This window comes from Bacillus sp. THAF10 (assembly GCF_009363695.1).
In the GTDB taxonomy this organism is placed as follows: Bacteria; Bacillota; Bacilli; order Bacillales; family Bacillaceae_I; genus Sutcliffiella_A.
In genome coordinates this window covers 671,449-694,187 of record NZ_CP045403.1, presented here as the reverse complement: position 1 = coordinate 694,187, position 22,739 = coordinate 671,449, and the positions used below count along the sequence as shown (strand labels likewise).

At 42.7% G+C, this 22,739-nt stretch carries 21 protein-coding genes; 6 read left to right on the top strand and 15 right to left on the bottom strand.

Going from position 1 to position 22,739, the window contains the following annotated elements:
- The first annotated feature begins 49 nt into the window (after positions 1 to 49).
- Both FIU87_RS03780 and FIU87_RS03775 read left to right on the top strand, forming a co-directional pair.
- On the top strand, positions 50 to 748 hold the full coding sequence (locus FIU87_RS03780) for a LytR/AlgR family response regulator transcription factor (RefSeq protein WP_152443357.1): 699 nt from the start codon (positions 50 to 52) through the stop codon (positions 746 to 748).
- 12 nt (positions 749 to 760) lie between these two features.
- Entirely contained in the window at positions 761 to 1,738 is a 978-nt protein-coding gene (locus FIU87_RS03775; protein WP_253905504.1) for a sensor histidine kinase, read from the top strand.
- 61 nt (positions 1,739 to 1,799) lie between these two features.
- Here FIU87_RS03775 and FIU87_RS03770 read toward each other — a convergent pair whose 3' ends face one another.
- From FIU87_RS03770 to FIU87_RS03760, 3 genes are read right to left on the bottom strand one after another with little or no spacing between them, the layout of a single operon-like run.
- Complete coding sequence (locus tag FIU87_RS03770) at positions 1,800 to 3,536, bottom strand: DUF2357 domain-containing protein (protein WP_152443356.1); 1,737 nt, start codon at positions 3,534 to 3,536, stop codon at positions 1,800 to 1,802.
- A complete protein-coding gene (locus FIU87_RS03765) occupies positions 3,520 to 5,514 on the bottom strand; it encodes an McrB family protein (RefSeq protein ID WP_152443355.1) in 1,995 nt (664 codons plus the stop codon). The genes FIU87_RS03770 and FIU87_RS03765 overlap by 17 nt, the downstream gene beginning before the upstream one ends.
- A gap of 6 nt (positions 5,515 to 5,520) precedes the next feature.
- Positions 5,521 to 6,567 carry a hypothetical protein gene (locus FIU87_RS03760; protein ID WP_152443354.1) on the bottom strand — a complete coding sequence of 349 codons (1,047 nt, stop codon included), beginning with the start codon at positions 6,565 to 6,567 and terminating at the stop codon, positions 5,521 to 5,523.
- Between the two features lie 146 nt (positions 6,568 to 6,713).
- On the opposite strand from FIU87_RS03760, the gene FIU87_RS03755 reads away from it, so the two are divergent.
- The gene (locus FIU87_RS03755) at positions 6,714 to 7,751 is read left to right on the top strand and encodes a GIY-YIG nuclease family protein (RefSeq protein WP_152443353.1); all 1,038 of its coding nucleotides are present in this window, start codon (positions 6,714 to 6,716) and stop codon (positions 7,749 to 7,751) included.
- Here the strand turns inward: FIU87_RS03755 and FIU87_RS03750 are convergent.
- The 4 genes from FIU87_RS03750 to FIU87_RS03740 form a co-directional block, all read right to left on the bottom strand.
- On the bottom strand, positions 7,748 to 8,341 hold the full coding sequence (locus FIU87_RS03750) for a class I SAM-dependent methyltransferase (protein WP_152443352.1): 594 nt from the start codon (positions 8,339 to 8,341) through the stop codon (positions 7,748 to 7,750). The genes FIU87_RS03755 and FIU87_RS03750 overlap by 4 nt on opposite strands.
- Positions 8,342 to 8,812: 471 nt before the next feature.
- Positions 8,813 to 8,950, bottom strand: coding sequence for a hypothetical protein (locus FIU87_RS20900; RefSeq protein WP_172970941.1), 138 nt, complete (start codon positions 8,948 to 8,950; stop codon positions 8,813 to 8,815).
- A gap of 10 nt (positions 8,951 to 8,960) precedes the next feature.
- Entirely contained in the window at positions 8,961 to 10,943 is a 1,983-nt protein-coding gene (locus FIU87_RS03745; protein ID WP_152443351.1) for a FixG Ig-like domain-containing protein, read from the bottom strand.
- A gap of 378 nt (positions 10,944 to 11,321) precedes the next feature.
- Positions 11,322 to 12,893 carry a DHA2 family efflux MFS transporter permease subunit gene (locus FIU87_RS03740; protein ID WP_152443350.1) on the bottom strand — a complete coding sequence of 524 codons (1,572 nt, stop codon included), beginning with the start codon at positions 12,891 to 12,893 and terminating at the stop codon, positions 11,322 to 11,324.
- A gap of 183 nt (positions 12,894 to 13,076) precedes the next feature.
- Here FIU87_RS03740 and FIU87_RS03735 point away from each other — a divergent pair, with 183 nt between their 5' ends.
- Positions 13,077 to 13,964, top strand: coding sequence for a TetR/AcrR family transcriptional regulator (locus tag FIU87_RS03735; RefSeq protein WP_152443349.1), 888 nt, complete (start codon positions 13,077 to 13,079; stop codon positions 13,962 to 13,964).
- 243 nt (positions 13,965 to 14,207) lie between these two features.
- On the opposite strand, the gene FIU87_RS03730 is transcribed toward FIU87_RS03735, so the two are convergent.
- Positions 14,208 to 15,194 (bottom strand): HAAS signaling domain-containing protein, encoded by a 987-nt coding sequence (locus FIU87_RS03730; RefSeq protein WP_152443348.1) that lies wholly within the window; start codon positions 15,192 to 15,194, stop codon positions 14,208 to 14,210.
- The gene (locus FIU87_RS03725) at positions 15,181 to 15,531 is read right to left on the bottom strand and encodes a PadR family transcriptional regulator (protein ID WP_152443347.1); all 351 of its coding nucleotides are present in this window, start codon (positions 15,529 to 15,531) and stop codon (positions 15,181 to 15,183) included. The genes FIU87_RS03730 and FIU87_RS03725 overlap by 14 nt, the downstream gene beginning before the upstream one ends.
- A gap of 218 nt (positions 15,532 to 15,749) precedes the next feature.
- On the opposite strand from FIU87_RS03725, the gene FIU87_RS03720 reads away from it, so the two are divergent.
- Positions 15,750 to 17,480 (top strand): ABC transporter ATP-binding protein, encoded by a 1,731-nt coding sequence (locus FIU87_RS03720; RefSeq protein WP_152443346.1) that lies wholly within the window; start codon positions 15,750 to 15,752, stop codon positions 17,478 to 17,480.
- 203 nt (positions 17,481 to 17,683) lie between these two features.
- Here FIU87_RS03720 and FIU87_RS03715 read toward each other — a convergent pair whose 3' ends face one another.
- Positions 17,684 to 19,153, bottom strand: coding sequence for a protein adenylyltransferase SelO (locus tag FIU87_RS03715; protein ID WP_152443345.1), 1,470 nt, complete (start codon positions 19,151 to 19,153; stop codon positions 17,684 to 17,686).
- A 141-nt stretch (positions 19,154 to 19,294) separates the two neighbouring features.
- Positions 19,295 to 20,020 (bottom strand): hypothetical protein, encoded by a 726-nt coding sequence (locus tag FIU87_RS03710; protein WP_152443344.1) that lies wholly within the window; start codon positions 20,018 to 20,020, stop codon positions 19,295 to 19,297.
- 275 nt (positions 20,021 to 20,295) lie between these two features.
- On the opposite strand from FIU87_RS03710, the gene FIU87_RS03705 reads away from it, so the two are divergent.
- Complete coding sequence (locus FIU87_RS03705) at positions 20,296 to 20,805, top strand: acyl-CoA thioesterase (RefSeq protein WP_152443343.1); 510 nt, start codon at positions 20,296 to 20,298, stop codon at positions 20,803 to 20,805.
- Positions 20,806 to 20,853: 48 nt separating this feature from the next.
- Here FIU87_RS03705 and FIU87_RS03700 read toward each other — a convergent pair whose 3' ends face one another.
- The 4 genes from FIU87_RS03700 to FIU87_RS21520 are packed head-to-tail and all read right to left on the bottom strand — an operon-like array spanning position 20,854 to position 22,738.
- The gene (locus tag FIU87_RS03700) at positions 20,854 to 21,045 is read right to left on the bottom strand and encodes a hypothetical protein (RefSeq protein WP_152443342.1); all 192 of its coding nucleotides are present in this window, start codon (positions 21,043 to 21,045) and stop codon (positions 20,854 to 20,856) included.
- Between the two features lie 47 nt (positions 21,046 to 21,092).
- Positions 21,093 to 21,776, bottom strand: coding sequence for a hypothetical protein (locus FIU87_RS03695; protein ID WP_152443341.1), 684 nt, complete (start codon positions 21,774 to 21,776; stop codon positions 21,093 to 21,095).
- A 2-nt stretch (positions 21,777 to 21,778) separates the two neighbouring features.
- Positions 21,779 to 22,597, bottom strand: coding sequence for a hypothetical protein (locus FIU87_RS03690; protein WP_152443340.1), 819 nt, complete (start codon positions 22,595 to 22,597; stop codon positions 21,779 to 21,781).
- Between the two features lie 15 nt (positions 22,598 to 22,612).
- Positions 22,613 to 22,738, bottom strand: a complete 126-nt coding sequence (locus tag FIU87_RS21520; RefSeq protein ID WP_301538652.1) for a hypothetical protein — start codon at positions 22,736 to 22,738, stop codon at positions 22,613 to 22,615.
- Position 22,739 lies beyond the last annotated feature (1 nt).

The following is a 22,739-nucleotide window of genomic DNA, read 5'->3' as shown; positions in this document are numbered from 1 at the left end:
TCCCCTTGAACTAGGAGACCATTTGTAACAAGCTAGGCGGGTGTTTTATATGAAGGTTGGTCTTGTTGATGACCGATTCATTGATCTAGAAAAACTACGTGGCATTGCTTCAGCCATCCCACAAATAGACGTGGTGTTTGCAACGCAATCGGCAGAAGAGGCATATGAACAAATAAAGAAAGAAACGATTGACTTACTAATTGCTGATATTGAAATGCCGAATCTATCAGGCTATGAACTGGCAGATATTATCCACTCTCACGCCTTGAACATCGCTGTCATCTTTGTGACAGGTAGTAGTGGATATGCTGTTCATGCCTTTGAATTAAACGTTCATGATTACATCATGAAGCCCTACTCAAAAGAACGCTTAATCAAAAGCATCGAGCGACTACTGGAAAAAACACAGTCCGCAGAAATCACAGGCAGGCTTTATTTAAAACAAAAGAATGATATCCACATTATCCAGAAGAAGGATATTGTTTTTATAGAAAGGTCCGGTCGTTCTACTACCATTTATACAAAAAGCGAATCTATCAAAACCTACTTAACATTAAATGAATTGGAAGGTGAGCTGCGTGAACGTGATTTCCTGCGTTCCCATCGCTCCTTCATTATCAACATCCATTACGTTAAAAGCTTTTCGCTCTATGCAAAAAATTCCTACATGGTTACATTTGAAGGAATCGAAGGAAAGGCCATAATTACGAAAGATAAAGTGGAATTTCTGCAGGAAAACTACTTCTAAAGGTGGATTATCGTGAAAACTTCCTCTATTTTTTGGACAGCTGCCGGCGCGCTTGGCTTTTTACATATCCACGCTATAGCCGGAGAGTGGCTCAACATTTACTTAAGTGTTATCTTAACGGCGGCAGTGGCATACCTACTATTCAAAATAACAATAGTAAAGATGGATAGTCTTAGTTGGCAGATAAACACTGCTTTTGCTATTGTTCAAGTTTTGCTAACGATTGCAACCTTATTTAGCAATCATCTTTTTATAGCTACTGTGTTATTTTTATCTTTTCTCCTTTTAAACTATCTTCACCTCCATATGGGTTGGCTAGTGGAGAGGATGAAAAAAGAATTACATCATAATGAAGAACAACGCTCTCATATTAATGAAACCTTTCGTGTCGTCCGTGCGGAGCGTCATGACTTTTTAAAACACGTTTCTGCCCTTCATTTCATGTTAGAGAAGAATAAGGGAATGGAAGCAAAGAGTTATTTGGATGAAATCGTGGAAAATTATGAAGAGACAAACTTCAGCATCAAAGGGGAACGCGGGGTGATTGCTGGGGTATTGCACCACCAGTATAAAAGAGCAAAAGCAGCCAATATTTCTATTATTTATAATTTAGATGTCCCTCTATCCACTATCCCCATACGGGATCAAAAACTAGTAGAGTTAATCGGCAACATATTAGAAAATGCTGTGGACGCAAGCATAGAATATAAACAAAAAACAGGAAATGACGCTTTGGTTTCGCTCCAATTATTTAAAAGAAGCGGGTTATTTATGCTCATTTCCAAAAACAGCACTACCTCCGTACCCGTTCACGTGTTAGATTCTCTATTTACTTCATATGGAAATACAACAAAACGAACAGAAGACGGTCACATGGGGCTTGGAACAAAAATAATAAAAGATATTGTTAAAGAACAACAAGGATACCTTGATTTCGTATGTAAGGATCACGAGTTTATGCTCAAAATCAAAATACCTGCAATAAAATAAAAAATTGGCCGTTCACTCCTTCGTGACGGCCAATTTTCCTTTTACTCTTCCCTACACTCTCTCAGCGTGCCTCCTCCAGCATCTCTCTCACAAGTCTCACAAGCGTCTGCCTGAAAACGGTTTGGTCCTCTGCTGGAGTGAGTGGAACAAAGCTAATGCTCCTGTCTTCAAGTTCTTCGATCGCCATGTCCCCGTGCTTTTCCGGATAGAGAACAAGCACTTGGTGAACAGGACGAAGCTTTTGCCAACGCAGTCCTCCGTAAATAAACGGGGAGCGGACATTATCGGCATAGCTTGTGAGCTGGCGCATCGAATCGGTGAGGGATTGCTTTTTACGGTATTTCATGTCAATCATGATGGTGCCGATAAACACGTCTGCCCTAAATAAATCAATCCGAACATCCGGGTTGTTGTTGGTTGCAGTTGTAAACACTGGTACCGTCCACTTCTCGACGGCATCCATGCTGCTTGGTATCGTGCCATCATAGGTAATATGCGCGCGGATATCTTCATACACATATTGCAGCATATTATCCTTTGCCACAGGTGGTAAACTTGTCCGAGAATCCATCCATGCAGGTGCACTCCCCCTCACAACAGCCTCCCGCATCACCTCCACCACCTGGAGCCAGCCCCAAATTTCATACAGTTGGTCTGTTCGCTTCCATTGCTGACTCAGTCCGGTGTGGACCGGTAGTTCATCCGCTCCCAAGGCTTGGTCAATTTGGTATAGCTTACGATACCTTGCATCAACAAACATTGCTTGGGGGATGGCTAGCGATTTTTTAAACGAGACCTCCTGATACCAGCGGCTTGATTTCACCATCGTGAGTGCCCCATTCATGCGCATTGCTTTGCCACGATACTCCTTTAATTCTTCTACTAGCCTTCTTTTACGGTCTAACGGGAGTGAAATAGAAAAGCTGTACTCCTTACTTACCGTTAACCCATTAATGGTTACATCCATCGATTCCACAAACTCATGAAGCAAACGCATCCATTTTTCTAAAATATTTTTAAGTACCTGATTTTCCGGTAGGTCGTAATCAATGCGTTTATGAACAGACTTTACCTGATGGATGGTGTCAGGTCGTTTAAGCTTATGCTGAATGCTCACTACATCCACATGTGCCAGCTTTTCCGCCGACTGCAGGATATACTCCTTCGCAACAGCGGACCGCACTTTCTTTTGCAAATCAGCAACGAGGGCGTAAATGTCGGCAAAATAATGATGCAGCACCTGGTATTGTCGAAAAAGACTGGGGTTAATTCGCAAGGCTTCCAGACTTTTCGGACTGTGCTGTTTTTGAATGACATGCAGCGCCGCTCCCTTAAGAAGCTCCTCTACCTCTTTTCGCATTTTGTCCAGCTGTGCTTCAAAAAGCCGGTTGGAAATGACTTTTACAAGGGAAAAATAGGATTTTCCTTCTCCTGTTTCCACCCGAAGACTATAGAGACCAGGGATATATGGATAATAATTTTCTGAAGGAGAATGGCGGTAGAGGGTGACCTTGCTATTGCAGGCAAGATACGTATCCTCATTTTCGTGATCAATCGTAAGTCCGCCTCCCTTTAACTCATCGAACCCGTCCATATAGCATTTAGCAGCAGAATCCTCACTGCTGAAGCTCAGCTCCAAATTGACATTTTCCCGAATTTCAATGGGGGAATGCATCGAATCATCCCATTCAGAAAGGTGTTCGACAAAGCTTGTGACTTCAAGCTCCTCTTTGGTGCCATTTTGAAAAATATGGGTAAAGAGCACTCGAAATGGGTGTACATTACATGGTGTATCCATTGTACTTCAGCTCTTTCGCTTTTTGTTTGATCGTGCTGCGGCTTTGGGTAAAATGAGAAACATGCGCATAATCGTTAAACAAGCGGATAAACAAGCTCCCTTCCACTGTATCCTTCTCGCGATTATACCGACCAAGCAGCTGACGAAGCTGATCCTCTGATCCTCTCACTTTTGTCAGAATACGTTGCACCACCTGTAAGTCAAAGGCATCCTCACGTAAGATAAACTCCTGTGTTGGGAGATTGCCAAGATATTGGTCAATCTGCTTGACAATCCGAGGCCCCACCCCAACCTGCTTGTTCACATTCTGCATATATTGATGGATATCCCAGAGGATAGCAAGCTCCTGTTCATCAAGATTTAAACTTTTGTTTTTATATTGAAAGGATTCAAAGGCGTCAAAATCCACTTCATCTGCTCGCACTACCATCCCCTTCTTCTTTTCAGGTAGGTTTTTCATTTCTGAAAAAGGCACCACCTCAAGTGAAAGCACATTGGCCCGATCGAGCACTTTATCGGAAAAATGATAGGTGGATTCGTCCATATTGACTGTACCAACAAATAGCACATTTTCCCTGATCACAATCGTTGGTGGGTACTGCGCAGAGTTATACAGCCTGCTTTCTAGGTCATCATTGTATAACCTGAGCACTCGTTTCCCTGGATCCATCTCCAAAATCGATAAGAATTGGGAAAAATAATGCTCCACCCGAGCCAGATTCATCTCGTCAAAGCAGATGACATAAAGCCGATCCTTATCGTCCTCAGCCTTACGTAGCGCATTGATGAGACCGGAATCACCAGGACGGTATACCATATTTAATGTGTCCGCATAACCAATTAAATCTGAATCCGAAGTCCAAGAAGGGCTAACAGGAATAAACGTTAGCTGTTCCCCTTTTAAACCGAGGGACTGACTATACAGCTCCACTAGTTTTGTTTTTCCTGTTCCACTCATTCCAGAAAGGATCACAAGCGAGGAGGATTTCATCGCTGTGTGAAAGTTTACGAGATTTTCTTTTTTATAAAGAAGGCCAGCATCCTTTGTATAGCTGAACAAGAGCTTCATAAAGTCTTGTTCCTTTTCGTTTTCCTCTCGAGCAAAGTAACTGCCTGCTGAGTGATCAAGCACGGAAACGGCAACCTTTTCCTGAACCTGCCCTTCCTCCTGGTGAACCTCTTTTGTTTTTTCAGAACCACTAGACCTTTCGGGTATCACCGACAGGGCTTCCTCTTCTTCAAGGAGCTCTAGCATTCTCTCATACAACGAAACTGGTACAAACGCTACATGCGGGCTTTCATCACTCAAATAGCATTCATCCAGCCACTCCTCTTGAAAAGATAGATTTCGCAGACGGTCACGAAGCTCAAAGTTAAAGCCACCATGTGCATACTGGTGTTTATCAAACAGCCCAAACACCTCGTACTCCTCATCGTCCGCTGTTTCCTCTCTCCAAAAAATTACAGCTGGGGTATCACTTTGTTCATGCGAAAGCTCCGAAATTCTTCCAACGAACTTTTTGTTCACCAGCCGGTAGCAGAATTCATCTCTTGTTCCTGCAAGAATATGTTTATCAAAAACAGGCACAGGCATCAGCTTTAAATCCCGCTCATAACTTGGCAGCTTTGGCATTACCCGCACATCATACATATTAAAGACCTCTTCGTGATTGTACTTTACACGCTTTTCCACTTTAAAAATAAGCAAGCGATTATCCAACCAATCACGAAGCTTTTCTTTTCGAATAAATTCTGGTTGCCCAAAGTCATCCTCAAATCCCCATTTTTCCAGGTCTGAATAAAAGCCAGTTACTGTCCTAGCATTCGGAAAGCTTTCCGCTGTTTGCGAAAGAATCCGCACTAAAAATTGAAGACTTTCTTGTTTGTTTATCATGATGGAGTCCTTGTAACTCCAATCGTCACTATGATCACTATCCGCTAAAACCCCGACTACATCATATTCCCACACCTTTTTCATTCGCACTCAACCTCTCTCTATATACTGTTTCATCGCTTGAAAGTCATGGAATTCCCGTATTTGTTTGGTGACCCCTCTTTTAATTTTTCTTCTCGTTTGCGGTGGCACAAGATACGTCATCATCCATATCTCGTCACACTCTCCCAGCTCTTCTGCCTCCAACGCTTGTTGTGCTTCCATCCATTCCAGAATACGAAAGGTGTATTCATCTGAATTTTCTGTCACTTTATTTTTTGGGTCACCCACTAATGCGACCTGCAGTTTTCCTGCTTGCACGTTCGTTTCTTCCGCTCGGTCCGGAACTTCCTGCGCTTTTTTCAACAGCAGAGCATTTAAATGGTTTATTTCCGCTTGAAGCTTGGCTAATTCTTCTTTAAGTTTTTCGTTTTCCGTATACGTTCTCTCATTTTTTTCAATGGTTTCTTTGTGCTGATTCCGCTCCGTGCCCAGTTCCTGCTGAAGCTTTTGCTTTTCTGCCAACAAGCCCTGCTTCTCTTCCTTAGCCTGATGCTTAAATTGCGAGTACTTTGCTTCCCACTCCCCTATTCTAGCGCGCAAATCTTTATTTTTCGCTTCCGACTTTTCGAATTTCTTTTCCCATTCCGAATTCTCCTGAAGCTGCTCATCATCGTCGTTTTTTTCCTCTATTAGGCTTGCAAGTTCCTTCACCTTATTTTCTTGTAAAAGATGCTGCTCAAACTCCGCTGCCAATCGATGAAATTTTTCATCCTCGCTTGCATAAAGCCTTCCTAAAATATAATGAAGCTCCATTTCTTTTTCTCTATAATTCTCTAAAAGAAATTCCAACGTAATTTCCTCGTCAGGCTCAGACCTATCCTCTATATCTTCGTCTGAAATTCGATAAAAAGCCTTAATCATGGTCAAATTTCTCGGCTTCAACGCTTCAGTGACCACCATTGCTCGCGCTTTTTGAATATTGTCCTGATTGATTTGTCTGAACCCCCTTACCTGTAGAGACCAGACCCCCACCAGTTCCACAAGCTCCTCATCAGGTATAGTACTAAATATCCTTTTCCATGTTTCTCTGCTCAATGTTGAGCCCCCCTCTTTTTTTCTTGTTCTTTTTTTGTATTCTTTGGTACTCTTTCCATAAAGGAATATCTTAATTTTACATGAATACTTGAATTTTTGTAAGGTTTCGAAAATTTTAACATAGAGTCTTTTTTCCTAGGAGGTGTATGATGAAGCTTGCTGATAAAATAAAACAACTGCCTTTAACACCAGGCGTATACCTAATGAAGGATACACACGGGGAGGTCATCTATGTCGGAAAATCTAAGTCACTTCGCCAGCGGGTGCAGTCCTACTTTAGGGGAGGTGCCACTCACACCTCCAAAGTACGAAAACTCGTCACACATATTCGTGACTTAGACATCATCGAAACCGACACCGAGTTTGAGGCGCTTTTGTTAGAATGGCAGCTTATTCAAGAAATTCGCCCCACCTTTAACCGGCAGATGAAAACCCCGGAAGCGTTTGTCTATTTAACCGTACGAAAAGTCGGCAAGCTTCTACGAATGCGGCTTTCTACCCACCCTTTACAAGGAGAGGACGGGTGGAGCTTTGGCCCATACAGCAGCAAAAAAGGCGTAAACTTTGCTTTGCTGGGACTGCGCGAGATGTACCGCCTACAATGCTCCAACCCCGCAATCAACGGCTCCCCCTGCCTCAATTACTCCCTCGGTCTTTGCCGCGGAATCTGTCTTGGCGGCAAAGCAGTCGATGAGCATAACGAGATTGTGAGGAGGTTTGTGGCAATGCTGCAAGGAGAAAGTAATGAGTTGCTGACGGAAGTAGAACAAAAAATGCAGAAGCTTGCAGAAGACCTTGCCTTTGAAAAAGCAGCCACCTACCGAAACTACTTCCACGCCTTCCTCTCTCTTTTACAAAAAGAAGAAGTAAAAGACTTCACAGAGGGAAATCAACAATTTCTCGTGGTGGAAAAACTGGCAGACGGGAAATGGAAGGTTTTTGTGATTTGGCGGACAGACGTGTTGTTTAGTCGGGTTTATGAGGATACATCAAAAGTAGTCGCAGATGTACGGCACACCTTAGAAACAGCGCCACCCATTCGCTCACACAAAGTGAACCGCTTTGAAATCGACAAAGCGCACATTATTTATCGCTATTTAAGAAGTGGAGAATGCAAATATGCTGTGTTGGGGAAGGATGAAGCGGAGGAACTTGACGCCGTTGTGGAGAAGCTCCTCCTTTAAAATGAAAGCTTATACACTAAAAACCGCTCATTCGGATCTTTCTCATAGCCCTCAAGCTGCACCTCGAGCTTTAATGAAAACATAGCGTGCTCTTCCATAAAATAAACAAAATCCGCTGCGGGGTAATAGAAAATAATCTCCATTGGCCGGTAAGTCCGCTCCAACGAATATAAAATATTGCTAAGGACATTCCGAAAAATATCAATCGTAAACGGATTGAAAAAATAAAAGCGATTCGCGGTGTGCGGAATCTCATACCGCTCTGCCTTGGCTTGCATTAACTCAATTCCTTGCTTATTCCTTCCGCGGTAGGTTGTTAAGTTGGCGTTCGCTTGGGTAATCAGCTCCTCGTTCATCTCGATGCCAGTTGTTTGTGCACCAAACCTGTCCGCAAGATAAAAGTTCAGCCGTCCCTTGCCGCACCCGAAATCGATGACATGATCGCTTTTGGTGGGGGGCTCATATTGTTCAAAAAGCGTATCAAGCGCTTCGTATGGAGTCGGCTCATAACGATGATAAGTGAAGGAACGGTGGATGCCCATTTGTATATCTGCCGTTTTTACGTTCAGAGTGTAGTCGTAGTTGGTCATGTGGGCTTCTCCTCCATTTTTAGCCTTTCAGGGCGCAATAAATCGCCAAGATTACAGTCAAATCTAGCAAACGGTGGGGATAAAGTAAAGAAATGGGGCGCGAAGGTGTGGAATGCTGGGGAAGTGAGGTGGATTCGCGGGAAATTAAGGGTTTTTTGGGGTGTCTGGGGGGGCGTATAGTGGGGCTGCGGCAAGCGCTCCTCATAATTAAGCCACTTTGCGGGTTTTTCTGTCCAACTTTTCATTAATTAAGCCGCTTTTCAAATAATTAAGCCACTTTTTCATTTTTCTGTCCAAGTCGACTAAGATAAATGCCATTCGACACCAACGAGTATATTTCGACACACGCAAACCTGAAAGAAAGTCCCCAAAAAACCGCACAGGACACCTCTCCCCTGTGCGGTCTTCATCCACTTATAACTTTCCTCTCCCTCTCACAAATCTATGTATCCCCATTCGCAAAACCTCAGCTTAAAAATCCTCATCTGAAAGTTCCCCTAGTAAATTATGACGTATCAGTTCGGTATGCCGTTCATCTACCTGAAAACCTGAAAGCTCCAAACTTGCTTTGGCAGACCTTAACGCTTTTTCTAGATTACTATTTTTCAATAGATTCCACTCACCCTCCAACTTCCACTTCTAAATCTAGCTCTTGTTTCTGTCCCTCATCCGTTTCCGAGCTTACCTTAAATTGAATAGTTGCCTTTGTTTTTTCTTCCGGAACTCTAATATAAACAGGGACCTCTACTGTTTCTCCCGCTTCCACCTCTATAAGATTATTTACCAGCACCACTTCTAAACTACTATCCGTACTAGCTTCTAATCGAAAAATATCTGTTGCCTCGCCCTCATTCGTCACTTTTACAAAGTGAGTGGCAATGCTAGATTTCTTCGGAGTCAGCATTTTTCCTTTTTCCAAAGAAAGACCTCTTTTGTATGGTCCTGCTCCCTCTAGGTTCCGAACGGCAACTCGATAGGAAAGGACACCATCCTCTGCCACTTTTTTCTCTAAAATGTAAAAATGAAGCTGATTGTGAGGATCCACATACTCATTCACAACACCTTCAGCAGTTCCCGCTTTAAAAAGAGCGTCTGCAAGCTGTTGATAGTCACCTAGCGAAACCATGACTTCCTCTCCATTTGCATCTACATAGTCCACTTCATTGATATCTTCCGGCTGAGAATCAATGACCCAAATATTAGGCCAAGCCTCATCCGTTTTCGTTTTTGCCAAAAGAACGCCTGCATCCATTAGGAACGAGTCAAAACCAACTCGATCGACCACCTCTAATGTATAATGATTGTACCAAAGAGAGCCATTTTGCATATCGGCACGATGGTCATCAATTAAATAGTTTCTTGGTGTTCTGTCCATAATCCCTATTTTCAGCCCATAAATTCCTTCTCTACCAAACTCCGGTCCTGCTGGAACAGAGCGTGTCAGCACATCAGTAAACAATGGGCCACTTTCTTTCAGGTCATTACTATAAGCAAAGATATATTGATCCTCTTTCAGGAAACCTTGTATGATTTTATTCCTTAGCATGTGGTGGGATGGGGAGGACGAGCCGAGTGTTGCCGGGACGTGCCAACGTGAATTCTGTCCACCTGGTCCATTGAAAGAACCAGTGTCCATTAATTCCCACGGACCCGAAAAGCTTCTGGACACAGGATCAGCATGTGGGAGGTTATAATTGTCTCCTAAATCCATAATATGCCCAAATTCATGTGCGAAAGTCGCTAGCCCGCTCGCTTCAGCTTGAACTGAAATTTTTTCATTTATATATGCTTTATCCCAAATACTTGCTGCTGCACGATACGATGTCCATGGCACATACCTCGAAATAGCCCAATTAGGTACATTTTCAAGCTCAGCAGGTGGTCCAAGTTCTGCTGGGATTTCCTCTGGAGCTGCAAATCGCTTCATCCCAAATTCCCTCCAAATCCCTGACTCACTATATCCAGCATAAACAATAAAGGTAAAATCAAACTCCTTGCCTGACTTTTTCAAATCCGCTTCAGCAGCGTCCATTACGTCTTCGATAAGCTCCCTCGGTTCATACCCCTCAGGCATAGATTCCAGTTGTTCAAATTCATTAAACCCATATTGAAACTCATGATGGTCCATCCTGTACACGCCAAAAGCTTCTAAATCAACCGCCCATTTTCCAAACGAGTTTTCTCTCCAGTACTCATTTATCGTCCTGAAATTATTCAGCTCCTGCGGCTTATTTAGGAAATTAACCCACCACTCTGGCAAGTCTTCTCTCTTTATCGCATCTACTCCAACTGGATTCCCTGCAAAATCAGTTCCCTCAGGCTGGGTCAAGATAAATTCCCTGTCCGGAAAATCCACAAGAATCAATGCTCCCTTTAATTCTCTTTCTGGTTTCACATCATCCATCTCATTCCAATTGACATTCGGTATGCCGCGGTAATCCTCCCATGTCATGTCCTTTGGAAGAGTCCAAGTACTTTGATCCGGATAAGGAAAATCAGATAAAGCTTCAGAATCCACTTTACCGGATAAATTCATCCCAAAATATACAATCGAACTAATGGATACTGCAAAAATAATGAAAAAAATTACCTTTCTATTCATTTAGGCCCCCTGGATTAGCTTTTATTTCTAATAATATCAAAATTTTACAAAAATAAGTGGGTTTTGCTGTGTGAATGTTGATTTTTGAGGGATTTCTTGCTCGTTGCTGACTCTTAGTTTAGCTGTTGCACAGATTTATTTGCGGAGATTTCTTTTTATTTGCGCTGATTCTGTTTTATTTGCGCTGATTCAATTTTATTTGCGCTGTTTCTGTTTTATTTGCGACTTTTACTAATATAAAGGCCATTCGACACACTCAGACAAACTTTGCACACCAATCCACCGTTGCCAATCCACCCCCTCATCCCCCACAAACTAAAAAAAGCCCGCCTCCACCATCACTGGCAGAAGCGGACTCCATAAATCCCAAAGCATTATTTAGTTATTCTCCGCCAACTTCCCTGTCACCTTTCGCTTACCGCCAGCACTAACACTAGAAAGCTCGCCCATCGGCGCTGGTTCCTCGCCAGCTAGCGGGTCCTCAGCCTGTTTGGCACGTTTAATGAAGAACGCCAACACCAAAGCAACAGCGGCAATAAAGGTCGAAACGAAAAACGCGAAGTTAATTCCCTCTAGCATTCCCTGCATTAACACCTGCTGCTCCATAGCCGCAATTTCCGCTGCAGAAGCATTCGGGCCAAGATCTGCCATTGCTCCACCAGAAAGCTCACGACCATAGCTTGCTGCGCGAGTCGACATTACTGTCACAAGCAGCGCCGTTCCAATCGCACCGGACACCTGTTGCAGCGTGTTGTTCATAGCCGTTCCGTGCGGATAAAAGCGAGCTGGCAGCTGATTCAACCCGTTCGTGGATACTGGCATAAACACCATCGACATTCCGAACATTCGCACCGTATATAAAATTAACAGCTGTGTATACGTTGTTTCGAATGTTAATTGACTGAAAAAGTACGTTGTCACCACAGTAATCGCCAGACCGACAATCGCCAAAGCACGTCCCCCGTACTTATCAAAAAGCTTACCGGTAATAGGTGACATCAATGCCATCACGATCGCACCTGGCAGCATCAGTAATCCTGCATCAAGTGGAGAGATTCCGCGTATATTTTGCACATAGATTGGCAGCAAGATCATCCCTGAAAACATTGCCATCGTTACCACCATCGAAATGGCAGAAGACAGGGCAAACATCGGATAACGATAGATCGTAAAGTTCAACATCGGACGCTTTTGACCAAGCTGTCGTAAAATAAACCACACTAACGACACCGCGCCAAGTGTAATTGTCCCATACACTAGTGGACTGTCCCACCCACGTGAACCGGCTGAACTGAATCCGTACAGCAGTCCACCAAATCCAAGACTAGAAAGCACAACAGAGAACATATCTAGACGAATATCCTGCTTCTCTTTTTTATCCTTCAATAAAAAGATTCCTATCAAGAAAACAACAATCGCAATTGGAGCAACAAAATAGAAAAGCATTCTCCAATCATAGTGCTCAATAAGCCAGCCAGAAAGTGTCGGTCCAATGGCTGGGGCTCCCATCATGATTAATCCGAAAAAGCCCATTGCGGTTCCGCGTTTTTCAATTGGAAAGCTCACTAACATAACATTCATTAATAAGGGCATCAAGATTGCTGTTCCGCTTGCCTGAAGCATCCGGCCAGTCAATAGCACTCCGAAAACTGGTGCTACCCCCGCCATCATTGTCCCTAATGCAAAAAGTCCCATTGCCACGATAAATAGGTTTCGCACTGAATATTTTTGAATTAAAAAAGCGGTCGTTGGAATCAAGATTCCGTTGACGAGCATAAATCCTGTGGTCAGCCACTGGACGGTGGATGGCCCCACCTTAAGCTCTGCCATAATCGAAGGCAGGGCAATATTTAATAATGTATTGTTTAAAAACGCAATAAACGCACCGATCATCAAAATGGCGATAATGCCATATGGTGGACGGCTCGTTGTTTTTTCTGCTTGTTGCATACTTACTCCCCCGTTTTATACTTGTAGTTCATTTTTTATACTACTATTTCACCTTTGTTTATTTTATACCATCAGTCTAATTTTAGCAATCTTGAAATCATTGCTAATTTACCATTTGTGTAAGATGACGATATCATGTACTATTAAATTTGTACCACTAGTCTATTTTAATTAGGTGATGAAATGAAGGATCGAAAACTACATGTCATAGCGTGTGCCCATAAGCTTTTTATTGAAAAAGGATTTCAAGCGACCTCCATTCAGGACATTCTGGACGAGAGTGGCATTGCGAAGGGTACATTATATAATTATTTTTCCTCTAAAAACGAGCTTTTAATTGAGCTTTTTAAAACCTTATATCAAAAAATGGAGAAAGAACGGGATGAGCTATTGCTTGGCGAAAATCCTGCTGATATTGATATATTCATGAGGCAGTTTGAGCTGCAGATGGAAACAAATCGGGACAACAAACTGATCTCTCTCTTTGAAGAAGTCATATTCATTAATGACCCGGAGTTAAAGGAGTTCATCCGTTTCAGTCAGCTTCGGATGCTTTCCTGGGTACATCAGCGGTTTGTGGAAATATTCGGCCAGGATAAAAGAGATTATCTCTGGGATTGCGCCATCATGTTCCTCGGAATTCTCAATCACAATATTAAATACTACACAATGACGCATGACAAAAAACTCGACATTCACCGGGTTGTGCAATTTAGTGTGAACCGTCTTGTGAATATGGTGGAGGATGTTTCGAAAACAAAGGAAGTCCTGCTTGAAGCAGACGTTATGGACAGGCTGTTTCCGGGAGAGCATCCTACAAACAAGGAGACGATTTGCCACATTATCCATCGTATAAAACAAAGCATTCAAGCGCACCCAGAGGCTCACAAATTAACAGAACTACTGAGCTTTCTACATGACGAGCTTGCACCAACGAATACAAATGAGCCTCGATGGTTTTTACTTGAGAGCACACTCCACTCGCTATCTAAGTTTGACTTGATTTGCCAACTGGAGGACTGGGACAAGCTTAAAGATGCTGTGAAACAAAAAGAAGCCACCACTACTTGAGGAGTAGAGGTGGATTTTTTGATGTGGAGGTCTCGTCTGGGGATTTTTTTTGCGGGAGTGCGGTTTTTATTTGCGGAGATTTTGATTTATTTGCGATGTTTCATTTTTATTTGCGCTATTTTGGTTTTATTTGCGCTAAATCTATTTTATTTGCGCTATCTCCGTTTTATTTGCGCTACAACAATCATCCCCAATTTCCACACAAAAAAAAAGGGCAAGCTCCCCGCCTGCCCGTAGTTCTTATCACTTCGCAGCCTTCCGAAACCCTTGATAAACATCCGCAGCCGAAGAGATGACAGTAATGACAATTGCTAGCCAGAGCATCTTATCGATCGCAAGCGTCACGCCTAATTTCTCGGTTACGAACACAAGGAATTCGGGGTTAAAAATCGAGTGATTGCTAAAGATTAGGATAAATACGCTGACTGAAACTAACTGTACAACTGTATTTGCGAAAGCAAGCTTTTTTGTCCACTGCCCTAGCTTCCATTTATACGCAAAAAATACGAGGCCGGTCAGGATAACGAGAATCACCAATGGCCAATACGAGAGCAGGACATCTTGATCAAAGATTGGCGTTTTCAGTACTAATCCATCTGGACTATTTTCATAGATTCCTATTATTCGGTTGGCGTTAAAATAAAACGCAGCCCAAATGACGGACCAGATGAAGCTTCCGAAGAACTCTAGCTTCGAAATGGCTTTTTCCTTTGGAATGTAGGGAACTTCCTTTAAATCATTAGGAGTCCATTCTTTCCAATTGGTTGTTAACGGATTGGTTTTACCTGAGTTGTCAACACGCTCTACTAGCGCAAAGGTAAGCGTAATCCAAAAGAATGTTTGCATTCCAGCACCAATGCTAACCCAAATTCCTTCCCCAATCATTCCAAGAACACCATTTATCGTTAATCCTCCTGTGTGTGAGAGGATACCACCTACCACTACTACTGCAAAGGAGATGACCATCGCTAGCGGAATGATAAGGTTTAATAGTTTTACGTACACATCAAAGTATCTTGGGCCAATCAAATACATCGGTTTGTCGTGGTAACCTGCAGCAAGCTTTGCTGGATGTCCAAGCTCTGCTAGCACGTCTTTTACATCTTCCTCCGTAAAATTTTCTGGCAGCATATCCTCAATGGTGGATCGCAGCTCAAGCCCGATGTCACTTCGCTGCTTTTCAGGAAGCCGTCTCACAACCTCCTGTACATATATTTCAATCAATTTCACGTTGCTCCTCCCCCTTTAATAATACCGATAATTCTTGGGACATTTTTTCCCATTCCTTTGTTAGTTTTTCTAGAGTTTTGATTCCGTCATCGCTCAGTACGTAGTACCGTCTTGGCCGGCTCTCTGTTTTGTCCCAGCTGCTTGTGACGAGTTCCTGTTTTTCTAGGCGGCGAAGCAAAGGATATAAGGTGCTCTGCTCCATCGTAATTCCACTCTTTTCTAGCAATTGCACAAGCGAATAGCCATATTGTGGCGTTCGCAATTGACTTAATACCGCGAGAGTCAGTGTTCCGCGCCTCAGCTCCACTGTCAAGGATTGTAGTAGTGAGTCATTCATCTTCTGTTCACCTCGTATCATACACTATGCGTCATACAGTATATCTTATACTATGTATCATACAGTATGATGGTGAAATATGTAAAGGTATATTTCACCAACTCAAAATGAACAAGATGCTGAAAACAATCCGTCTAAAAATAGACACAAATTACCCGGAACTTTTATTGAGCATAACTAGTAAATAGAAAGAGGCTGTATTTTCGAGGAGGACTATCATGAAGCAAGGGTCAAATATGAATAGATTTCTATCGCTTATTCTTTCAACAAAAATTCCTAAACTCGCGCTAACGCTAGGATTATTGGGAAGTTTAATTACGACTATGGTCGGACTGTCCATTCCATTATTAACACGTGAAATGGTAGACGGCTTTTCAATGGAAGCCATTAGTATCACACTAGTGATTATAATCGCAACGGTGTTTATCTTGCAGGCAGTAATTGACGGGCTATCCACCTATTCCCTTGCCTACGTTGGGCAGCGCATTGTCGCAGGACTTCGCGAGAAAATGTGGAACAAGCTACTTCGCTTACCGGTAAGTTATTATGATAAAAAAACAAGTGGGGAATCGGTCAGCCGCGTGGTTAATGACACCGGAATTGTAAAGGATTTAATCTCGCAGCATTTCCCTCAGTTCATTACGGGAATCATCACGATTATCGGTGCCATCATTATTTTACTGGTGATGGACTGGAAAATGACGCTGTTAATGCTCATTTCGGTGCCTATCACCACGTTAGTAATGATTCCACTTGGGACAAAAATGTCCAAAATTTCGCGGGGGATGCAGGATGAAACGGCCACTTTTACAGGCAGCATTCAGCAAACGATCAGTGAAATTCGACTGATGAAAGCTTCGAATGCCGAGGCCGCCGAAGAAGGCAAAGGACGCAAAGGTATTCGCACGCTTTTGACTTTCGGTCTAAAAGAAGCACGCATTTTCGCTGTCATCGGTCCACTAATGTACATGGTTGTCATGCTAGTGATTGTGATCATAATTGGGTACGGAGGCATCCGGGTTGCAGAAGGTACGATGACCACCGGCTCACTTGTAGCGTTCTTACTCTACTTGTTCCAAATCATTTTCCCGATTACTTCCTTTACGATGTTCTTTACGCAATTACAAAAAGCAAAGGGTGCAACAGAACGGATCATTGACATCTTGGATTTAGAAGAAGAGCCCGGCCAAGAGGGAAAGACATTGGATATCTCCAACAAACCAATTGCAGTAAGAGATGTGTCATTTGGGTATAACGAGGGCGAACCCATCATTCAAGGTGTTTCGTTTGATGTGGAGCCTGGTACGATGGTGGCTTTTGCCGGTCCAAGTGGCGGAGGAAAGTCGACGTTGTTTGGGTTGCTGGAGCGATTTTATGAGCCAAGCACTGGCGAGATATTGGTTGGCAGCGTCCCTATTTCGGTGTTATCCATGAAATCATGGCGTCAACAAATAGGCTATGTATCACAGGACAGCCCAATGATGGCCGGCACCATCCGTGATAATTTGTGTTATGGATTAGAAAATAAAGATAGCATTTCGGATGAACGTTTGTGGGAAGTTGCCCGCATGGCAAACGCCGATCAGTTTATTGCAGAGTTTGGGCGCGGACTAGATACCGAGGTTGGCGAGCGTGGCGTCATGCTTTCTGGCGGACAACGGCAACGAATTGCAATTGCCAGAGCCTTTTTACGCGACCCGAAAATGCTCATGATGGACGAAGCAACCGCGAGCTTGGACAGCCAGTCAGAGGGGATTGTCCAGCAAGCGCTGAGCCGCCTGATGGAAGGCCGCACCACCTTTGTAATTGCTCACCGACTGTCCACAATTGTCAATGCGGACAAAATTATTTTTATTGAAAAGGGGAAGATTACTGGTGAAGGTACCCATCAGGAGCTTGTGGCGTCGCATCAGTTGTATCGTGAGTTTGCGGAGCAACAATTGACGTGAGTCGGGTTGGAATTAGAGTACGGATGTATTATGGGAGAAATCGGATTACTTAACGGGTGTTCCGGATTTATTTTGATGAGCAAATCCGGATTTATTCCCCCAAAGTCCGCTTAATAATGAACCCTTTCTCCCCACTCCCCCACAACACACAAAAAATCCCGCGTTCCAAGGAAAATGGCGCGGGATTTTTCTATTTTTCATGTTTATGTTCCACAATATGTTCGGTAACCTAACGCTTCTGTGCCAGGTGCCACACAATAATCTTCCTGTTCAGTGGAATAGGCATAAGGGTTTTTCAATACCTTCACTAAGTTTTCCATTACTCGGTAGTTTCCATGTTCCACCGCTGCTTCAAGAGCTGCCTCTACCCGATGGTTGCGCGGGATGATGGCAGGATTGGATTGCTGCATGAGCGCTTGGACTTCAGCATCCGACTTAGCCTGTCTCTTTAATCGAGCACGCCAAGTTTCCAGCCATGCACCAAAACCAGGTTTGTCACGCAAGTCTGTCTCATCCAACTTACCCATCGACAGCGCTCTAAACGTATTCGTAAAATCTGCTTTATGCTCCTGCATAATTTGAAGGAGTTTCTTTACTAATTCCTCATCCTTCTCCTCTTCACCAAACAATCCTAGCTTTGCACGTATGCCGCTTAGCCAGTAACCCTTGTGCATAGCCTCAAATTGGTATAGCTCCTCCTGTACTAGCTCCACAGCTTGCTTTTGATCCTCGTGAAAAAGTGGTAACAGGCTTTCAGCAAAACGAGCGAGATTCCAACCACCGATTCGAGGTTGATTTTTATAAGCATAACGACCTTGAGCATCAATGGAACTAAAGACTGTTGACGGGTCGAACGTATCCATAAACGCACACGGCCCATAATCAATGCTTTCCCCGCTTATCGTCATGTTATCGGTGTTCATCACGCCATGAATAAACCCGACAAGCTGCCATTTAGCAATAAGTGCGGCATGACGCTCCATTACTTGTCGGAAAAAGCCAAGGTAATCCCCTTCCGCTAGCTCAGGGTAATGACGTTTCATGGCGTAATCTGCTAATGCACGCAATGTTTCGAGGTCTCCCCAGTTAGCAACATATTGAAAAGTACCAAAGCGCAAGTGGCTCGATGCAACTCGTGTCAGGATTGCACCAGGTAGCACCCGTTCACGGAGAATCTTCTCTCCTGTTGTCACCACGGCAAGGCTGCGGGTAGTGGGAATCCCAAGACCATGCATTGCCTCACTTATGATGTATTCCCGGAGCATTGGACCAAGCGCCGCGCGACCATCGCCACCACGAGAGTAGGGAGTACGTCCAGAGCCTTTTAACTGCAAATCAAAACGCTCACCATTCGGTGTGAGCTGCTCTCCAATTAATAAGGCACGTCCATCACCAAGCATCGTGAACCCACCAAACTGATGCCCTGCATAGGCTTGTGCAATACCAGAACCACCCTCTGGGAGTGTGTTACCCGCCAGCACTTCAACGCCTGATTGTTTTTGTAGTGCTTGTGCATCTAATCCTAGCTTTTTTGCAACCTCGTCGTTCAGCACGATCAATTCCGGTAACTCCACTTTATTTGGCTCTATTTTTGAAAAAAGCAACGAAGGAAGCTTCTCGTAACTATTATCGAAATTCCAACCGATTGCAGCATGTTTATTGTTATCCGTCATGGTATCTCCTTCTTCTAAGAGTATTTATTCCTTCTATTATACCCTTTCCCTTCTTCAATAAAAAAGAAGCAGGGGGACGGTTCTCCTGCTTCACTCGTTTTGCCAATCGAATGAAAGCTAAAACTGTTCCCTTGCCTCCCATTATTCAACATCATTAACAACGAGATGCTCTATTTGCAGTGCTTGTGAAAGTACATGGATAAAGGTTTCTTGGATAGAGGAGTGTTTAGAATGTTGGTTGAGGTGGTACTTGACTTGCCTTACGATATGCTCTCGGGCTTGATAGTCAAAGTGGTAGAAATCAATGATAGGAAAGTAGAGGCCGTCGCCAATAGGTAATAGTGTACCCATTACAATTTCCCCGTTTTTCGGGAGAGTGGCGGCAGGATCAAAAATCACAACATCATGGGTTTCTTCAGTTAACATATCAACAACAACAATGTTTCGGTCATTATATACATGGCCGACATAATAAAATTTAGAGGTAGCTTTTTCCCATTCTTTGAGCCAGGAAATGACCAATGGTTTATCCTTATAATAGGATAAGTTTTGAGCAATAAATTCGTCTACAAATACAATGTCCATTCGATTGGCTACCATATAAAGGGTTCTCCACCAGAACATATTGTGTAACAGTCCTTGCTGTTTCTCCTCTTGGAGATGATGTTCTTGTATAAATTCCTCTAACAATTCTTTTGCTTGTGCAAAGTGATGATGAAAGACCCAAGCAGAAAATTCAATGAACACTTTACTGAGCATGATTTCCTTTGCTTGATCCGAAATCGGTAAATCGTGTCGAAAGGTTTTGGTGGTTGATTCGGTCTGCTCAAAGGTAACGACTTTTTCAGTAGGCTCTTTGTTTAACATAAGCCCTCCTCCTTCTTTGGATAATTTTTCTAACACTACATCATTTCGACAACAACCTACAAATTCCCTCTACAAAATTCCAAACAAAACATGAAATGGAACAATGAGCGACTGAAGTGCGCTTCTAAGGTGTTCAAATGAAAAGCAGGGCGAATTTTTTTTCATTTCTTTCTCATCTTAAAAAACTCCCCTAACAAAGAGTTTAACTTTTTCAGATGTGGATTATAATGCTAAACTTTAGACATCAGCAATCATTATTTAAAGGAGATACCAATATGAAAATTACCTGCAATGACACTCGCGTGATTAGGACAAGCCGTGTATTCCCCAATGATATTAACAACCATCATACCTTGTTTGGAGGAAAGCTATTATCAGATGTTGATATGCTTGCATCAATTTCTGCGTCCCGTTTATGCCGTTGTGAATGTGTAACTGCTTCTATGGATTCCGTGGATTTTCTTTCTCCTATTCGGCAAACAGATGCAGTCATTTTTGAATCCTTTGTCACTTGGACAGGGAAATCATCAATGGAAATTTTCGTGAAAGTTATTGCAGAAGGGCTTACAACAGGTACCAGAACGATTGCCGCTACTGCATTTTTAACCTTCGTCGCTCTAGACGATCAAGGCAAACCAGCAACCGTTCCAGCCGTCCATCCAGAAACAGAAGAAGAAAAATTCCTGCACAGCAGCGCGGAAAAACGTGCAATTGCTCGTAAACAAAGAAGAACCGCGAGCAAAGAATTCGCGGAAAAATTAAAGGAAGCGGAAGGACGATTCTAGCGCTTTCTTCGCTCTGCGAAAGAAGAAACAAGACCGACCCCACGCTTCCTATCCTTGCCTTATTTTCTTGATGTGATTATCCCTCATAAAGGGAAGTGCAATGGCTGCCACGATGATTCCCCATGGGATGCCACCTTCGCCGATGAAAAATAACAGGGCAGACAATGGGAGAATCACCGCATAAATAACGATCATGATAATTTTGTAAAACAATCGCCACTTCTTTTCTTTCTTCCTCAAGTAGAATCTCTCCTTTTCATTTAGGCCAGCAGAATCATCCCCCTGCCTCAGCCTGCAAACATCTCCTTGTACCAACCGTTAAATTTAAGGGTTAGGATGATGACGCCGAGTGGGTAGACGACACTAGCGATGATGAGCTTGGATAGTAGGACACCGAAGTAGCTTTCGGTGAAGTTGGTAGCTAGCATGGTGACCGCGCCGCTAAGAGCGGTATCGACAATTCCAATTAACAAAAGAAGGAAAAGGATAGCAAAAAAGTGTTTTTTCGCTAGTTTAGCGGAACGAGAAAATCCTTTTTTCCAGCCAAACCCGCTTTTGGTCCAGACGTAAGGGACATAATAAAAGAAAACTAAAAGAATGATTCCAGGGAGGACAAATAGTGCGCTTCCTACTATCACCATCAAGGTAAATACTGCACCAAACAGAAAATAAAGTGCTGCATGGTTCAAAAACGTATGAAAGGATCTCCTTACTAGATGCTCCTCCCCTTCTTCTTCCAAAAGGACAAATTTGATGTAAGGCACCTGAATAATGGTTAAGACTAATAAACTCATAAATGCGTTGGCAAAGTCACCAACCAACATAGAGCCTTCCATGTTGGTTGTGGAATAAATATAATTAACAAAGAAGGTTTGAAGCAGCATTAAAGGGAGCATAATCGTAAATGCGAAAACAAGAAATTTATCAAAGTATTGAGTATAAATGCCTAAGCTATGCTTTATGGTGTTCATTTTTAATTCCTCATGGCAGGAATGATATATTGTTCGGTACTTTTGGCAACAATCTCGCGATAAACGGTTAAATATTTTTCTACTCCTTCGTCTCCAGATGGATACTCCACAACGTTTTTGTGGTAATCTTTTGTCTGTTCAGCAAAAGCTTTTCGTAAAATCGCTTGTGACTTTTCTGATAAGCTATCTTCTAAAAGCCCAATAAGCTTTTGATGGTTACCATTTTTGTGCTTTAACCACTCGATAGTCTGCTCAATTTCCTTTACACTTTCTAGCTGAACTTTTCCAATCGTGAACTGCCCTACATTAAAGCCTTCACAATTCTCTCTCATTACCGTCAGATCTTCTTCTGTAAAATAACCAACTTTATCGTAAACCATATTTTGAATATCTCTTATTTTGTAGATAATTTGATTTTGTTCTTCTCTGATATCCACGACCTTTTGAAAGCATTCAAAGGTAGTCTGTACATAGTCAGGAACCTCTGAATCTAGTAAAGGTCCAAGGAGAAAAACTACCTCCTCGTAGGGTTTAATAGATTTTCTAGTTTCAGGAATCATGGTATTAATGACGGCGTGGATATAATTATTAAAATGACTGTGAAGAATTGCAGGTTGAAGTGCTTGGTCCTTTGGAACAATTTCTCCTTGCTCATCTAATAAAAGGGTACCTTTACTTTTACCAAATTGCAGAAAGTCTACATTTAAGTAAAGTTCATTTTGATATTTTAGGGCATATTCATAAAGGTCTGCCTTTTCGAGAAATTTCTTCTTTTTACTAATCGATTTATTAATCTTTGGTGAAGGTTGAACTTTGAACATGATTTATTACTCCCTTCAATCTTCCACACTTTTAATCGTTTCACTTGATGTATCTTTCACTCTTTTTTTAAAAAAGCTCTTTTCTAAAAGATTGTTGCTATTAACCTGGAAAAAGTCGGTTTTAAGACTTTTTCCATCCATT

Bases quoted from the DNA above. Each gene is read 5' to 3' on its own strand.
- FIU87_RS03735 (WP_152443349.1), top strand. From the start codon at position 13,077: ATGAAGGATCGAAAACTACATGTCATAGCGTGTGCCCATAAGCTTTTT.
- FIU87_RS03745 (WP_152443351.1), bottom strand. From the start codon at position 10,943: ATGAATAGAAAGGTAATTTTTTTCATTATTTTTGCAGTATCCATTAGT.
- FIU87_RS03705 (WP_152443343.1), top strand. From the start codon at position 20,296: ATGAAAATTACCTGCAATGACACTCGCGTGATTAGGACAAGCCGTGTA.
- FIU87_RS03770 (WP_152443356.1), bottom strand. From the start codon at position 3,536: ATGGATACACCATGTAATGTACACCCATTTCGAGTGCTCTTTACCCAT.
- FIU87_RS03750 (WP_152443352.1), bottom strand. From the start codon at position 8,341: ATGACCAACTACGACTACACTCTGAACGTAAAAACGGCAGATATACAA.
- FIU87_RS03755 (WP_152443353.1), top strand. From the start codon at position 6,714: ATGATGAAGCTTGCTGATAAAATAAAACAACTGCCTTTAACACCAGGC.
- FIU87_RS03725 (WP_152443347.1), bottom strand. From the start codon at position 15,531: ATGAATGACTCACTACTACAATCCTTGACAGTGGAGCTGAGGCGCGGA.
- FIU87_RS03710 (WP_152443344.1), bottom strand. From the start codon at position 20,020: ATGTTAAACAAAGAGCCTACTGAAAAAGTCGTTACCTTTGAGCAGACC.
- FIU87_RS03720 (WP_152443346.1), top strand. From the start codon at position 15,750: ATGAAGCAAGGGTCAAATATGAATAGATTTCTATCGCTTATTCTTTCA.
- FIU87_RS03740 (WP_152443350.1), bottom strand. From the start codon at position 12,893: ATGCAACAAGCAGAAAAAACAACGAGCCGTCCACCATATGGCATTATC.
- FIU87_RS03715 (WP_152443345.1), bottom strand. From the start codon at position 19,153: ATGACGGATAACAATAAACATGCTGCAATCGGTTGGAATTTCGATAAT.
- FIU87_RS03695 (WP_152443341.1), bottom strand. From the start codon at position 21,776: ATGAACACCATAAAGCATAGCTTAGGCATTTATACTCAATACTTTGAT.
- FIU87_RS21520 (WP_301538652.1), bottom strand. From the start codon at position 22,738: ATGGATGGAAAAAGTCTTAAAACCGACTTTTTCCAGGTTAATAGCAAC.
- FIU87_RS03780 (WP_152443357.1), top strand. From the start codon at position 50: ATGAAGGTTGGTCTTGTTGATGACCGATTCATTGATCTAGAAAAACTA.
- FIU87_RS03765 (WP_152443355.1), bottom strand. From the start codon at position 5,514: ATGAAAAAGGTGTGGGAATATGATGTAGTCGGGGTTTTAGCGGATAGT.
- FIU87_RS03690 (WP_152443340.1), bottom strand. From the start codon at position 22,597: ATGTTCAAAGTTCAACCTTCACCAAAGATTAATAAATCGATTAGTAAA.